The 14,575-nt window shown below is 71.2% G+C and carries 10 protein-coding genes; 5 read left to right on the forward strand and 5 right to left on the reverse strand.

Annotation, left to right across the window (positions count from 1 at the left end; all coding sequences use genetic code 11):
- Positions 1-475: 475 nt before the first annotated feature.
- The 3 genes from EAD96_RS24430 to EAD96_RS24440 all read right to left on the reverse strand — a co-directional run bounded on the left by EAD96_RS24430 (position 476) and on the right by EAD96_RS24440 (position 3,197).
- Entirely contained in the window at positions 476-1,312 is an 837-nt protein-coding gene (locus EAD96_RS24430) for an LLM class flavin-dependent oxidoreductase (protein WP_121685918.1), read from the reverse strand.
- A 62-nt stretch (positions 1,313-1,374) separates the two neighbouring features.
- Positions 1,375-2,043 carry a response regulator transcription factor gene (locus EAD96_RS24435; protein ID WP_120571906.1) on the reverse strand — a complete coding sequence of 223 codons (669 nt, stop codon included), beginning with the start codon at positions 2,041-2,043 and terminating at the stop codon, positions 1,375-1,377.
- Positions 2,040-3,197 (reverse strand): sensor histidine kinase, encoded by a 1,158-nt coding sequence (locus EAD96_RS24440; RefSeq protein ID WP_233586155.1) that lies wholly within the window; start codon positions 3,195-3,197, stop codon positions 2,040-2,042. Before EAD96_RS24440 ends, EAD96_RS24435 begins: the two co-directional genes overlap by 4 nt.
- 169 nt (positions 3,198-3,366) lie before the next feature.
- On the opposite strand from EAD96_RS24440, the gene EAD96_RS24445 reads away from it, so the two are divergent.
- Entirely contained in the window at positions 3,367-4,140 is a 774-nt protein-coding gene (locus tag EAD96_RS24445) for an ABC transporter ATP-binding protein (protein ID WP_199733286.1), read from the forward strand.
- Positions 4,134-6,563: an FtsX-like permease family protein gene (locus EAD96_RS24450; RefSeq protein ID WP_121685921.1), complete on the forward strand. Its 2,430-nt coding sequence runs from the start codon at positions 4,134-4,136 to the stop codon at positions 6,561-6,563. The genes EAD96_RS24445 and EAD96_RS24450 overlap by 7 nt, the downstream gene beginning before the upstream one ends.
- Positions 6,564-6,812: 249 nt before the next feature.
- Here the strand turns inward: EAD96_RS24450 and EAD96_RS31050 are convergent, their stop codons facing one another.
- Positions 6,813-6,977: a hypothetical protein gene (locus tag EAD96_RS31050; RefSeq protein WP_158614816.1), complete on the reverse strand. Its 165-nt coding sequence runs from the start codon at positions 6,975-6,977 to the stop codon at positions 6,813-6,815.
- 265 nt (positions 6,978-7,242) lie between these two features.
- Between EAD96_RS31050 and EAD96_RS24455 the strand changes: the two genes are divergently transcribed.
- Both EAD96_RS24455 and EAD96_RS24460 read left to right on the forward strand, forming a co-directional pair.
- The gene (locus tag EAD96_RS24455) at positions 7,243-7,623 is read left to right on the forward strand and encodes a hypothetical protein (RefSeq protein WP_121685922.1); all 381 of its coding nucleotides are present in this window, start codon (positions 7,243-7,245) and stop codon (positions 7,621-7,623) included.
- A 45-nt stretch (positions 7,624-7,668) separates the two neighbouring features.
- Positions 7,669-9,834 (forward strand): tetratricopeptide repeat protein, encoded by a 2,166-nt coding sequence (locus EAD96_RS24460; RefSeq protein WP_158614817.1) that lies wholly within the window; start codon positions 7,669-7,671, stop codon positions 9,832-9,834.
- Positions 9,835-10,159: 325 nt separating this feature from the next.
- Here the strand turns inward: EAD96_RS24460 and EAD96_RS24465 are convergent, their stop codons facing one another.
- Positions 10,160-11,392, reverse strand: a complete 1,233-nt coding sequence (locus tag EAD96_RS24465) for a hypothetical protein (protein WP_147457927.1) — start codon at positions 11,390-11,392, stop codon at positions 10,160-10,162.
- A gap of 210 nt (positions 11,393-11,602) precedes the next feature.
- Between EAD96_RS24465 and EAD96_RS24470 the strand changes: the two genes are divergently transcribed.
- Complete coding sequence (locus EAD96_RS24470) at positions 11,603-14,497, forward strand: BTAD domain-containing putative transcriptional regulator (RefSeq protein ID WP_233586159.1); 2,895 nt, start codon at positions 11,603-11,605, stop codon at positions 14,495-14,497.
- The last annotated feature ends 78 nt before the right edge of the window (positions 14,498-14,575 follow it).

Genomic DNA, 14,575 nt, shown 5'->3' on the forward strand with positions numbered 1-14,575 from the left:
GGCAGCGTCAGATGTGTATAAGCGACAGGCCCGGCTACCCGCCCCCGCCGCCCGGCTACGGGCACGCCGCGTACGGCCACCCGGGCGGTCACCACAAGGAGCACCACCACCAGGAGCACCACGGCGGTCCCGGCATGGGTGCCGTTGCCGCGGGCGTGGTGGGCGGCGCCGCCCTGGGCTTCGCCGGCGGCATGGTCGCCGACGAGGTCTTCGACTCCTTCGGCGACGACGAGGGCGGCGACGAGGAGGCGTGAGTCAGTCCTCGTCCAAAGTGGACTGACGCGCCCGCTCCATGATCTAATTCGGCAGTTTTGTCCGTAGACGATCGGTTTCCACCGATCACGCCTTCAACATCACCACAGTCGGCGACCTGGGCCGTAACCCGTACTTCCGGACCGCCAACGCCCTGGTCGCCCTGACCGGCGCCAAGTGGCACCACCGTCGGCGAGCCCTACAACACACCCGATCCGGCCGGCTACCGCACCAGCGGACCGACCTGCTGTGCGGTGAACCGGACGAAGCCCTCGAGGTCGGGTTCGTCAGCGGTGGGCTGCAGGATCACGGCGTCGGCTCCGGCGTCCCGGTAACGGTTCACGACAGCGGCAACGGCGGCTGCGTCGCCGGCCGCTGTGGCGTCCCAGCCGTCCGACTCGTCCCAGGACTCCAGCTCGCGTGCCATGCGTGCCTCGGCGTCGGGGCCGGTCGCCGCATGGACGTACACGGTGACGGCCTTGGCCGTCGACCTGACGGCGGCCACCTCCTGCGGCGGCGTGCCGGCGGTCAGCAGGATCCCGTCGGCGACCTCGCAGGCGAGAGCACGCGTCTTCGGCCCGGTCGCGCCGGCGTAGATCCGGGCCGTGCCCAGCGGCGGGTAGTCCAGCTTGACCTTGTCGAGCTTGACGTAGCGACCCGACGTCGTGACCGTCTCGCCGGCCAGCAGCGCCTTCAACGCCTCGACGTGCTCGCGCAGCAGCGTCAGCGGCGAGCCCACCCGCGCGCCGACCTGCTCCATCCAGTCCTGGACGCCGTGGCCCACGGTGAGCAGCACCCGGTCGGGGAAGAGCCGGTGCAGCGTGGCGGCCTCCATGGCGAGTGCCGCGACGTTGCGGAACGGCACCGGCAGCAGCCCGACGCCCACCGCCAGCCGGTCGGTCCAGGCCAGGGCCGCGGCGGCGGTGGCGATGCCGCTTTCGAGGAAACAGTCCTCCCAGAGCCACAACTGGTCGAGGCCGGCTTCGTCGGCGGCGCGTGCGACCGAGCGGAGGCGTTCGGGTGGATTCTGGGGCCGGAACACCACACCGAGAGTCGTCATGACAGCCAAGCCTAGCCGCGGAATGGCCCGCCACCGATGCTCTGCCCGGGAGGGCGACCCGCTCAGTGTGGCCCGCCCGGCCCGACCAGGCCGGTTTCGTAGGCCACGATGACCAGTTGAGCCCGGTCACGTACCGCCAGCTTGGTCAGCAGCCGCCCGACGTGCGTCTTCACGGTGGCCAGGCTGAGACCGAGGTGCCCGGCCAACTCCGCGTTGGACAGACCCCGGCCGATCAGCGTGAGCACTTCCCGTTCCCGCTCGGTCACCCCGTCCAGCCGTCGCGGCAGCGGCCGGGCCGGCTCGGGCCGACGTGCGAACTCGTCGATCAGCCGGCGGGTCACCGTCGGCGCGAGCAGCCCTTCGCCCGCGGCCACCACCCGGATGCCGGCCAGCAGGTCCGCCGGCGGGGTGTCCTTGAGCAGGAACCCGCTGGCTCCGGCGCGCAGCGCCCCGTAGACGTACTCGTCCAGGTCGAACGTGGTCAGGATGACGACCCGGGTGCCGGCGGTGGCGGGGTCGCCGCAGATCCGCCGGGTCGCCTCGATGCCGTCCATCTCCGGCATCCGCACGTCCATCAGCACCACGTCCGGCCGGTGCTCGGCGGTCAGCGCCACAGCCTCCACGCCGGTGCCCGCCTCACCGACAGTGGTGAAGTCCGGGGTCGAGTCGACCAGCAGCCGGAAGCTGCCACGCAGCAGCGCCTGGTCGTCGGCGATCAGCACCCGGATCACGCGGCACCCCGGTAGGGCAGAGTGGCCGTCACGGCGTAGCCGCCGCCGGAGCGCGGCCCGGCGTGGAACTCGCCCCCGTGCAACGTCACCCGTTCCCGCATGCCGATCAGCCCGTGCCCCGTCCCGTTGCTCAGGACCGGCCGGCGGCCGTCGTCGGTCACTTCGACCCTGACCTCGCGAGGCGTGACGGTCACCGTCGCCCGGCACGCGGCCGGCCCCGCGTGTTTCACCACGTTGGTCACCGCCTCCTGCACGATCCGGTAGACCGTCAGTCCCACCGACTCCGGGACCGCGCCGGACGGTTCCTCCCGCCGTACGTCGAGCCGTACGTCGACCCCGCCGATCGCCGCCTGCCGGGCGAGCGCGGGCAGTTCGTCGAGCCCGGGCGCCGGGGCGTACGGGGCGTCCTCGCGCAGTGCGCCGAGCACCCGGCGTACGTCGGTCAGCGCGTTGCGGCCGGTCTCCTCGATCACCCGCAGCGCGGCCCCCGCCTCGCGGGGGTCGGTCTCGGCGACGTGGTTTGCGACGGCCGCCTTCACCACGATGAGGCTCAGGGTGTGGGCGACGACGTCGTGCAGCTCCCGCGTCACCCGCAACCGCTCCTCGGCGGCGGCTTGACGGACCAGGTGCTCGCCCTGCCGGGCGGCGAGGGCGCGTCGCTCGCGGACCAGCCAGCCGATCGCCCAGGCGGGCGCGATCATGACGGCGCCGTAGACGACGGCACCCGTCCGCGACCACAGATCACCCCCGGTCAGCGCCAGCGCGACGCTCACCAGAGCGAGACAACCGGCGGCACTGGGCAGCGACCGGCGGGTGGTCGTCGACACGGCCACCGTGTAGAAGGACAGACCGACGGCGAGTCCCGGCGCGGCGGCGGCGTAGTTGGGGATCACGCCGGTGATCAGGGCGACTGTGGTGACGGAGCTGATCACGGCGGCGACGGTGATCGGCCACCGGCGTCGGACGGCCAGCGGCAGCCCGAGGGCGAACCCGACCAGCACCGACACCCAGAGCGGCTCGCGTACGCCACCGTGCAGCGGCGACTCCAGCGCCGCATACGGACCGAGCAGCCCGCCGACCGCGACGGCGAGCACGGCGTCCACGATGTACAGCTCCACCGGCCGTAGTCGCCGGGTCAGCAGGGGAGCGGTCACCTGCACGACGGTATCGGCTGGCCGAGCCGGACGCGTCCACCCGCGGGTCGTCATCCCGGAGGACGACGTACCGGCGATCGCGGGCCGTCGCCTCCGACCGGGGAAGGGCCGGAAAGTGTCCGCGCCGGCACGACGCGCGGCACCCACCACGCCGGGCACCGTGGCGGTCATGACCACACACACGGTGACCCTGACGGGGCTGCGCGCGGTGTACGGCACCGGGACCCGGCGGGTGACGGCGCTCGACGGCGTGACGACCGGCTTCGCGAGCGGCACGTTCACTGCGGTGATGGGCCCTTCGGGCTCGGGCAAGTCCACCCTGCTGCACTGCGCGGCGGGACTGGACCGCCCGACCGAGGGGACCGTCACGATCGACGGCACCCGCCTCGACGACCTGGGTGAGGACGAACTGACCCGGCTGCGTCGGGATCGGATCGGGTTCGTGTTCCAGGCGTTCAACCTGGTGTCCACGCTGACCGCGGCGCAGAACGTCGAGTTGCCGCTGCGGCTGGCCGGCCGCCGCCCGCCGGCCCGGGACGTCGCCGCCGCGCTCGACGCGGTGGGGTTGGCCGACCGGGCCGGGCACCGGCCGAGTGAGCTGTCCGGTGGCGAGCAGCAGCGTGTCGCCGTGGCCCGAGCGTTGATCACCCGCCCGGCGGTGGTCTTCGCCGACGAGCCGACCGGCGCGCTGGACAGCGCGGCCTCCCGGCAGGTGCTCCGACTGCTGCGCGCACTCGTCGACGACCACGGGCAGACCGTCGTGATGGTGACCCACGATCCCGCCGCCGCCGCGTACGCCGATCGGGTCCTGCTGCTCGCCGACGGCCGCATCGTCGACGAGTTCGACGGCGGGATCACCGCGGCGGTGGTCGCCGCCCGGATCGCCGAGCGTGCGGCCGTCCCGTCCCAGCACGCGGCGACGCCTGCGGGGCCGTCGTGCTGAGCATCCGGCGGTCGCTGAGCGCGTTCGTGGCCGTGGCCATCGGGGTCACGCTGGTAGCGGCGGCCACGCTGCTTCTCGCCTCCGGGCGCCCCCAGGTGCCGGATCGCCTCGCGCGGGCGGCGGTCGTGGTGCAGAGCCCCGAAGCGGGCGCTTCGGCCGACTCGTTCGTGCCGACGCGGCCCTGGTCCGCGACCACGACGGCGGAGCTCGTCCGCCGGCTGGCCGCCCTGCCCGGGGTCGCGGCGGCCGTGCCGGACCGGACCTTCTACGCGCAGCCGCTCGTCGACGGCCGCCCCGCGGGCACCGACGGCCGGCGGGAGGACGCCCACCAGGGGCACGGCTGGTCCAGCGCCCGGCTCGGTGGACTGCGCCTCACCGACGGCGAGCCGCCCCGCAGGCCCGGCGAGGTGGTCGTGGACCGTGCACTCGGGCTGCGCCCCGGCGTGCCGGTGGCCCTGCTGACGGCGGCCGGCCCGCAGCCGTACACCGTCACCGGTCTGGTCGACGGGCCCGGCGTCCATGTCGCCGACGACGTGGCCGCCACCCTCGCGCCCGGCGTCCGGGCCATCGGGCTGCTGCTCGCGGCGGGCGCCCACCCCGAGCGGGTCGCCACGGCGGCTCGCGGAATCGTCGGCGCGGACGGATCGGTTCTGACCGGCGACACGCGTGGCGCGCTGGAGCCTCGCAACGACGCCCGCACCCGCTGGATCGGCATGCAGGTGCTCACCGCCACGGCGGCCCTCGCCGGCTTCGTCACGGTGTTCGTCGTGGCCTCCACCTTCGCGTTCACCGTCGCGCAGCGCCGCCGTGAGCTGGGCCTGCTGCGCGCCGTCGGCGCCACCGGCCGCCAGGTCCGCCGCATGGTGTACGGCGAGGCGCTCGTCGTCGGCACCGCGGGCGGGATCGCCGGCCTCCTGGTGGGCGGAGGGCTCGCGCCGCTGCTGGGCCGGCTTCTCGTCGACGCCGGATTCGAACCGTCGACCTTCCGGGTCGGGTACGAACACTGGCCGGTCGCGCTCTCGCTCGTCGCCGGCCCGGTGATCTCGCTGCTGGCCGTCTGGTCGGCCTCGCGCCGGGCGGCACGGATCCGACCGTTGGAGGCGTTACGCGAAGCGGCGGTCGAGCAGCGACCGATCGGACGGCTGCGCATCGCCACCGGTGCGCTGCTCGTCGCGGTGGGGGTCGCGCTCAGCGTCGGTACGGCGACCGCCGACGAGGCCCGCGTCGCGGCGCAGTACGCCCTGTACGCGGTGATGGCGCTGGTGGCCGGTGCCACAGTGCTGGCCCCTGCGGCCGTCGGCCCGCTGGTGCGGATGCTGCGGTGGCCGGTGCGTCGACCGGGGGGCGCGATCGGGATGCTGGTCCGGGCCGGAGCGTCGACCGCGACCCGGCGGACGGCTTCGATCGCCGCCCCGGTGCTGCTCACTGTCGCGTTCGCGGTGCTGGTCGCCGGAATGGTGCGCACCACCACGGCTGCCTACGCGGCGGGCCGGGCCGACAACGTCAACGCCGGCTGGATCGTCGTGCCCGACCGCGCACCGGGCCTGTCGGACCAGGCCGTCGCGGCGATCGGGGGCACGGCCCTCCTCCCGACGACGGTCTTCGAGAACTACCCGAAGTCGTCGCCGGAGAACCGGCCACTGACCGCGCTCGGCGTGGACCCGGCGGGCTTCGCCGCCGCGAACCGGGCACTCACCGTCGTCGCCGGCACACTGGACGACCTGAGCGGCGACGACACGGTGGTCCTTCCCGCCTCGGCGAACCGGCGGCCGACCGAGCCGTACGCGCTGGTCTTCGCCGACGGGGAGGTGGTGTCCCTGCGCGTCGTCGCGGTCGTCACCGACGACTCGATCCCCGGCGACCTGCTCCTGCCCCGATCCGTGGTGCGGGCGCACGACCCCTCGGCGCTCACCTCCGCGGTGTACGTCCAGGACCGGATCGACCCCCCGCTCGGCGGGAGGATCGTGGACGTGGCCGGGTGGGCGGCCGAGGCGGACCGTGCCGAGGATCGCCTCGTCTGGCTCTTCACGCTGCTACTGATCGGTGTCTCGGCCGGCTACGGGGCTGTCGCGGTGGCGAACACGTTGCTGATGGCCGCCGCCGGCCGGGTGGCCGACCTGCGGCTGATCCGGTTGGCCGGTGCCACCCGAAGGCAGGTCGTCTGGCTGGTCACGGCCGAGTCCGCCCTGGTGGTGCTGCTCGGCGCACTGCTCGGCGGGGCTGTCGCCTTCGTCGGTCTGCTGAGCATCCGCGCCGGCCTCGCCGAGCAGGCCGGTGTACCGGTCGACCTGGTGGTGCCGTGGTCGGTGGTCGGCGGGGTGGTGGGGCTCTGCCTGCTCCTGGCGATGCTGGCGAGCGCACTGCCGGCGTGGCGATCGCTGGGTCGTCGTACCGCGCGGTTCCCCGTCGGTGCCGTGGGGTGAACCGTATTGCCGCCCCTCCGGACTGCAGCCGGACTTATCGACATCGCAGCTCGGCCGCCGCGCACCGGTTGGAGGGCCTGAAGACGGTGGCGTCCGACGACATGCGCACGCTCCGCGCGCTCTGCTGGAAGCCGCGTGACATCGATGGCTGAGGACGTCATCCGGGTGGCGCTCTGAACGTGCGGCGCCGCCGGCCCTCGGCCGGCGGCGCATTCGCAACTGATGGAGAAGCGGTTCGTTAGATGATCGTCAGGCCACCCACTTCACCCAGAGGGGCGTCCACACAGTCGCATCGCTCAACTCGGCTACGCAGGAACTGATCGTCGTCAGCCCGAACTGGGCGAGCAAGTCCAGGGACTCTGGGGACAGCAAGGAGAGGAGGTCGGCAGCCACCAGGGCCGCGATGATCATCACGGCGTGAGACTACTGGTCATCCCTATCAGAGCAGAGCGATGCTCACATTATGGGACGTGTCGGTCATGGTGCCCCCTGTGTAACTTACCGCTAACTCTAGGTATTTAGATGAGTAACCATGACATGGAACGATATCAGTAATTCCAGCCACCTGTAGCGGCTGCGGCGGCTGCGGCGGCTTCGGCCGATTGCCTCTTGGCGTTAGGCTCGCCGGTGACGGCAGTGCGAAGCGTCTATATGAGTCGTGGTTCGTGGGAGGCCGTGCATGGAGGATCAGATCGTCCTGGCTGTCGCTACCACGCTGGCGACCAAAGGTGCGGAGGCGCTCGGCGTCGGTGCCCGGAACGCGATCGGTTCGTTGATCAGTCTGGTGCGTGATCGATTCGGAGCGGGGACGCGAGAATCGGCCGTGCTCGACGCCGCGATGGCACACCCGCAGGAGCGTTGGCGGCATACTGCGCTCGCCTCGGCTCTTGCAGACGTGATGGCACGGGACCCGGGCTTCGCCGATGCCCTCGGTGACGAATGGCGCAGGTTGGACGGGGCGGGCGTCGTCGCCGTCCAGGGCCAGGTGGTGAACCACTTCAGCGGAACGGCCGGGAAAGTCGTACAGGCGCGCGACGTGCAGGGCGACATCATCTTCTAGGTCCGGCCGGGTCGGGTGTGCGGCGGGCGGGTTGGGGCGCGGCGAGTGGGAACGGACTCCTACGGAACCGAGCGAACAACGCCGCCCGGTACGTCGAACGAGCAGTCCGGAAACGTGTCGGGATTGAGTGTTCAGGCCGGCGTCATCCACGGCGATGTGTACTTCGGTGGCGCTCCCGTCGGTCGTTCTCCGATTCCCCGGCAGCTACCGGCGCCGTCGCCGAACTTCACGAACCGAACCAAGGAACTGTCTGCTCTGGACGCGTACCTCGCCGAGCGGGGCAATCTCGTCGCTGTTCTCTTCGGGCCGGGCGGCGCCGGGAAGTCGGCACTGGCGAGACAGTGGGCACATGCCAGGCTGGACCTTTTTCCCAATGGGCAGCTCTACGCCGACCTGCGTGGCTTCAGCGGCGCCGAGCCTTCGGACCCAGGCGTGGTGCTGTCCGCCTTCCTCCGGGCCCTCGGGGTGGCCCCGGACCGGATTCCCGTGCATCTGGCCGAACAGGTCACCCTCTACCGCACGGTGACCGCGAACAGTTCCCTGCTGGTGGTCCTCGACGACGCGTACTCGGCAGCTCAGGTCAGGACGCTGTTGCCGGCGTCGGCGTCGGCGGTGGTAGTGGTGACCAGCCGCCGGCGACTGACCGGGTTGCTGCCGGACGGCGCCCGCCTGATCGAGGTGGGTCCGTTGCCGGCTCCAGAAGCGGTGGAGTTGTTGGGGCGGGCCGTCGGTCGGGAGCGGATTCTCAACGAGTTCGCGCCGGCCGAGGAGTTGGCGGGGATCTGTGGTGGTCTGCCCATCGCGCTCGTCGTGGCGGCGGCGCGGCTGGCCTCCCGTCCCAGGTTGACAGTTCGCCGGATGGTGGCCGAACTGACCGACGAGGCGCAGCGGCTGGCCCGGCTCTCGGTGGTGGACGGCTTGTCGATCCGGACGACGTTCCAGTTCTCGTACCAGGCCCTGACGCCGGAGGCGTCGGTGCTGTACCGGAGATTGGCTCTGCACCCGGGGGCGGAGTTCGGGATGGATCTGGTCGCGGCGGTGGCCGGAGCGGGTAGGGCAGACGGCACCCGCGCGGACACCGTGGTGGGGGAGTTGCTGGACGCGAGCCTGTTGGAGGAGGTGGCCGAGGATCGCTTCCGCTACCACGACCTGCTCCGGCTGTACGCGCGTGAGATGTCGGAGCAGGATGACCCGCCCGTCGGCCGACAGGCAGCCGTGCGCACGATGTTGGAGTTCTACCTGGCCGCGGCCCGCCGGGCGGATCTCGTGGTGACCCCCTACCGGCGGCGGCTGCCATACGTCTATCAGCAGGCATTGGACGGGCCGCCCGAGTTCTCCGACCGGTCTGCTGCCCTCGCCTGGTTGGACCGGGAGCGGAGCAACCTGGCGGAGGCCGGCCGGGTCGCCTTCGACCTGGGCCTCCATGAGCTGGCCTGGCAGCTCAGTGACGTGGTCTGGCCACTCCTTCTCTACTTCAAGGGCTACCAGGATCGCCTGGAGATCGACAAACGCGGTGTGCGGGCCGCCCGGGCGTGGGGAAACGTGTGGGCCGAGGCGGTCATGCTCAAACGGCTCGGCCGGGCGTATAGCCGTGTCGGCGCCCATGAGGCGGCCGAGCGGCATGGGCGGGCGGCGGTCGACCGGTATCGGCAGGCGGGTGACGCTCAGGGCGTCATCGACGCCGAGGAAGGGCTGGCCACCCTCTACGCCGATACCGGACGGGAGGAACAGGCGGCGGAGGCGTACACCCGGGTCCTGGCCGGACGGCGAACCCTGCCGAACGTCCGAAGTGTGGGCCTCTCCTGTCTCAACCTGGGCATGCTCCGGACCCGGACCGGCCGGCCGGCCGAGGCACTACCGCTGTTGGTGGAGGCCGGGCAGATCTTCGCCGAACTGTCCGAGGTCGACCCCTACAACGCCGCCCGGGTGCTCATCGGCCTGGCCGATGCGTACCTCGGGACCGACGACCTCGGTGCTGCCGAGGAGTCAGCCACCGAGGCGGTGCGACGAATGGCCGCGCTCGGAGCCGACAACGAGCGGGCAGAGGCTGTGTTCCTGCTCGGCCGCATCGCCCGGCGGCGCGGCGACGACGAGACCGCACGGCGGCACTATCGGATTGCCGCCGCCATCTTCACCGCGCTCGCCGCGCCCCGGCTGCCCGACGTGCTCCGCCGGCTCGGCGAGTTGAGCGGCGGCGCGGACGAGCAGTAGGACGTCTTGGCTGGTGCGCGGTTGATACATGGTTCCGGTGATCCACCGGCTGTGGAGCAGGCGAGCCGTAACGGTGAGCAGCCCGATCGTCAGCCGCCCGGGTGCGGTCAACTGGCCGAGCCGAAGTGGTCGGTCGCCGCGTACCCCGACGGCGACGTTCCCCGAGGGAGTGCCGACGACGGCGAGGGCCAGCCCGGGGTACGTCGTCAGCAGGGCCATTCCGACCTCGGCCACGTCGCCGCTGTCGATCATCGTCACGACGACGTCGGCCAACCGGGCCGAGCAGACCGCCTGCCGGTCGGCCGACAGCCCCACGACGACGGGCTCACCCCGCGAGGTCATGGGGGGCCTTCCCACTTCCGGAGCCAGGCGACGGCACAGGGCCCGTCTGTCGGTGCCGGCCGGGCTCGGTCAGGTGGAGCAGGCGGTACATGGTGCGCCGCAACAGCACGCCGGCGTGCCCCGGGCGGCTGGTCAGTGCGGCCATCACCGCTTGCTGGTCGACTCCGGTGGCCAGGGCGAGCTGTGGAGGAATCGGCCGGTGCGGGTCCAGGCGGTTGGCGCTCACAGCAAGCAGGTGCTGAGGCGTGCCGGCGGCGGGCACCGAGCGCAGCCCGGGCAGCAGCAGGGTCGGGCGTCCGATGGCTGCGGCGTACGCGGTGACAGAGCCGTGGTCACCGATGACGTGGTCGGCCGCGACCACCGGGCCGCGCCAGTCCTCTGTCGGGTCGGGCAGGACCAGCCCGACGTCGATGCAGTCCCGGAGCCAGGCCCGGATCTGGCGGTGCCCGTGCGCGTCCCAAACCGCCGGGTGCAGAAGCGCGGCGATCCGGTACCGGTCCGGTGGGAGCTGTGTCATCAACTGCGGAATCAGGTCGGGCCAACGTCCGAAGACGCCGTCTCGGCCCCAGGTTGAGGAAACGACGACGAGCTCCTGCCGGTTGCTCAGTCCCAGGCCCCGCCGGTAGTCCCGGCGCCAGGGGAGGCTGGCGACGAGCCGATCAGCGCACGGATCACCGATCACCACAGCAGCCTCGACTGCCTCCGGACACTGCCGGCGCAGCACCTCCAACTCGTGGTCGTGGGAGAGGGCGAGGGCCGTCGGAAGAACCCGACCGCCATGGGTCAGTCGCTGCGCGTCGAGGCCGTACACCGGTGGGTCCGCAAGCACCGGTCCGCCGTACGGCCCGGGTCGCACCCGTTTGCCGCGCCCTGCTCCGTGGGCCATCAGGAACAGGGGTGCGTGCAGTTGGTGAAGCCCGCCGTGCGCGGCGGCGAGACTGAGGTCGAACTGTTCCCGGATGGCCTGCTGCCAGGGGAGGACCAGTGCGCCCAACCGGTCTAGGAAGCGCTTCACCTGATGGTTGAAGACGTCCGGCGCCACGGTGAAGAGCAACTGCACCCTCGGGTCGCTCTCGACGTGCTCGATCACGTCCAGGAGACGCTGGCAGCTCGCGATCGTGTGCGCCACGACCAGCACCGTCCGGCAGCCTGGCCGGCTTGTCCAGCGGCTGGCGTCGATGCCGATGGGGGCGGATGGCCATTCCAGTGACGTCATTGGTGTCCCTCCAGCAATGGATGTCGGCGGCATCCAGCGTCGGGGGAGCCTGTTGCGGATCAGCTTGCCGGTCGCCTTGCAGCGGGCTTGCAAGCGGGTAGCAAGGCCGATGTCTGATTTTTGATTCTCCGGACAAACGTTTGAGGAGTCGGGTTGATGGAAGAAGAATGAATAGGTATTTGTCGATCAAGAGTGAGCGGGGTGGAGCTGATGGAGTTCGCGATTCTGGGTCCCACGAAGCTCATGGTCGAGGGGCGGTCGATTCCGCTGGGTGCGGCGAAGCAGCGCGGGCTGCTCGCCGTCCTTCTCTATCACGCCGGCAATCCGGTGCGGATCGAGACGATCGTGGAATTTCTGTGGCAGGACTCCGCTGTCGATGCTCGCCGCCCGCTGCTCTACACGCTGGCCAGCCGTCTGCGGGCCGCCCTGAGGTCGGTCGACCTCCAGGATGCCCTGGTGCGGGTGCCCGGTACCGCCGCCTACCGCTTGACCGTCGATCCCGAATTGGTCGACTACCACCGTTTCCTGCGATTGACCGCCGAGGCGCGGCAGGCTGTCGACCGGGATCAGCATGACCGATGCGTCGCCCTGCTCACCCGAGCAGACGAGTTGTGGCGGGGTGATCCGCTCGCGGACCTGAGGGGCGCGCGATGCGAACACCTTCGACGGGATATGCGGGAGAGGCAATTCGCCGCAGCCAAAATGCTGGCGGAAAGCGAGTTGGCCATCGGTCAACACAACCGAGCGCTGGCTCGGCTGGAACCGTTGCTGATCGACAATCCACTCGACGAGGGCCTGGCGAGATTGTGGATCGCTGCACTGCACGCCGCCGGTCGCACCTACGACGCACGGGATTTTGTGGTCGCCTACCGTCGCCGCTACCGCCGTACGATGCGCGTCGACCCGGTGCTCGACGTCGCGAATCTCCGGCCCACCGCATCCGCCAGGAACCACCTCGCCGCCGTCGAGGCGACGATGCCGGTACCCCGACAGTTGCCGAACGACGTACCCGACTACGCCGGGCACCGCCGGCTGCTGGACGAGTTGGACACCCTCGCCACCGGCGAGGGCACCTCCAAGGTGGTGGTGCTGACCGGGATGCCCGGGGTGGGCAAGACCACCCTCGCCGGGCACTGGGGGCGTCGCCGACAGGGGTGGTTCCCGGACGGGCAGCTCTACCTCAACGCAGAGGCGCACGGCCCGGTGCCGCCCATCGGCGCGCAGGCGGCGCTGCACCGCTTTCTCGTCGCCCTCGGCGTTCCGGCGGATCGGGTACCCTCCGATGCCCATCGACGCGCGGAAATGTACCACCGGCTGATGGATGGGCGGAGGATGCTCGTCGTGCTGGACAACGTGGTCGACTCCGACGAGGCACAGCAGCTCCTGCCCCGATCCGATACCAGCCTAACGGTGGTGATCAGTCGCAATCGCCTCCGCGGATTGAGTGTCCGCCACGGCATCCGCAGCCTCACCGTCACACCACTGTCGCACCTCGAACGACATCACATGCTCGCCCGGATCATCGGACCCGAACGCGCCGTGGCGGAGCCTGCGGCACTGGAGACGCTGGCCTGGCTGTCGGGCGGGCTGCCGCTCGCGTTGCGGGTCATCGGCGAGCACGTCGTCTCCCGGCCCCAGGCACGGCTCGGCGAATTGGCCGACGAACTCACCGGCCGGCTGCTCGACATCGAGGGCGACGACACGGACGAAATGACGCTGCGGACTGTCTTCGCCTGGTCGGTCAACGCGCTCACCCCGATGCCCACCCGGCTCTTCCGAGGACTCGGCCTCTTCCCCGGCGGCGCCATCGGGGCCGAGGCCGCAGCGGCGATGCTGGCGGTGGACGTCGCCGGGGCTGAACGGGCCCTCGACCGACTCGCACGCGCGCACTTGATCAATCACGACACCGTCCGGCGGTATCGGATGCACGACCTGCTTCGCCGGTACGCCGCAGACCGGGCCCGGGCGGAGGAACCCGCCGAGCAGCGACAAGCGGCACTGCGTCGGCTGTTGGACTGGTACCTGCTCACAGCAGTCAACGCCGTCACGGCCCTGGAGCCGAACCGCGCACCCGTTCCTGACCTGCCCGACCCGGGTGCGGTGACACCGATGACCTTCCCCTCGGAAAGCGCCGCTCTGCGGTGGTGCGAGACGGAACGGACCAACGTGCTTGCCCTGGTCCGCAGCGCGACCGTGGAGGGTTTCCATAGGCACGCCTGGCAGACCGTCGACACGGTCCACGAAGTCTTCGACCGCTCCGGAAGCCAGGAGGACATGCGGGAGATGCTGCGGATCGCCCTCGACGCCGCGACTGCCGACGGGCACGCCCTGGCCCGGGTGGGCACCCTCATCAATCTTGGAGCCACGTACTTCACAACTCACGACTACGATCGTGCCGGCAGCCTGTTCGCCGAGGCCTCGCGTCTCGCCGAGGAGAACGGCTTCGCCGAACTGCAGATGGTCTGCCGGCACAATCTCGCCTCCGTGCACCTGCGGACCGGGGCGACCGCCACCGCCATCGAGACCTTCCAGGAAGTCTTGACCGACTGTCGCGGGACGGGGAACGCGACGGGGGAGGCGTACACGCTCTACCATCTCGGTGACGCCCATCGTCAGCTCGGACGGTACGACCAGGCCCGTCTTCTCTACCAGCAGGCTCTTGCCGTCTGGAACCGGATCGGCTCGCTGCGAGGCCGAAGCCTCAACCACGTTCAGCTCGCCGGGCTCAGCCTCGACACGGGCCAGCCGGAGATCGCACTCGACCTCGTCCGTGTCGCTATCGACCTGCACGACCGTGTCACCGACGACACGATCCGCTGCGACGCTCTCACCGTCTCGGCCGAGGCTCACCTCCGCCTAGGGCGGCACCGCGACGCGTTGGCCGACGCCACCCTCGCCCGGGTGGTCGGCGACGAGCTGGGCGACCCGCTACGCCAGGCGCGCGCTCTCGCCGTACTGGCGGAAGCCCTCCGCGCCGTCGGCCACCACGACAACGCTCTCAGCCGGGGTCGGGAAGCCCTCGACCTGCTCGACGACACGGACGACCCGCAGCGAGTGGCCATCAGGGAGCGGATTGCCGCGCACCACGTCCACGAGGATCGGTGAACGCTGCCCGGGACGTCGCCGGTGCGGTCGACGACCTCCCGGCCAAGAATCGACGAGCATGACCCGCGCAGCGCTCCC

It is taken from the genome of Micromonospora sp. BL1 (genome assembly GCF_003667485.1).
Taxonomy (GTDB): Bacteria; Actinomycetota; Actinomycetes; order Mycobacteriales; family Micromonosporaceae; genus Micromonospora; species Micromonospora tulbaghiae.

What these genes read in the sequence shown, in the direction of transcription:
- EAD96_RS24430 (WP_121685918.1), bottom strand. Translation starts at nt 1,312, where the DNA reads ATGACGACTCTCGGTGTGGTGTTCCGGCCCCAGAATCCACCCGAACGC.
- EAD96_RS24445 (WP_199733286.1), top strand. Translation starts at nt 3,367, where the DNA reads ATGACCACACACACGGTGACCCTGACGGGGCTGCGCGCGGTGTACGGC.
- EAD96_RS24455 (WP_121685922.1), top strand. Translation starts at nt 7,243, where the DNA reads ATGGAGGATCAGATCGTCCTGGCTGTCGCTACCACGCTGGCGACCAAA.
- EAD96_RS24465 (WP_147457927.1), bottom strand. Translation starts at nt 11,392, where the DNA reads ATGACGTCACTGGAATGGCCATCCGCCCCCATCGGCATCGACGCCAGC.
- EAD96_RS24470 (WP_233586159.1), top strand. Translation starts at nt 11,603, where the DNA reads ATGGAGTTCGCGATTCTGGGTCCCACGAAGCTCATGGTCGAGGGGCGG.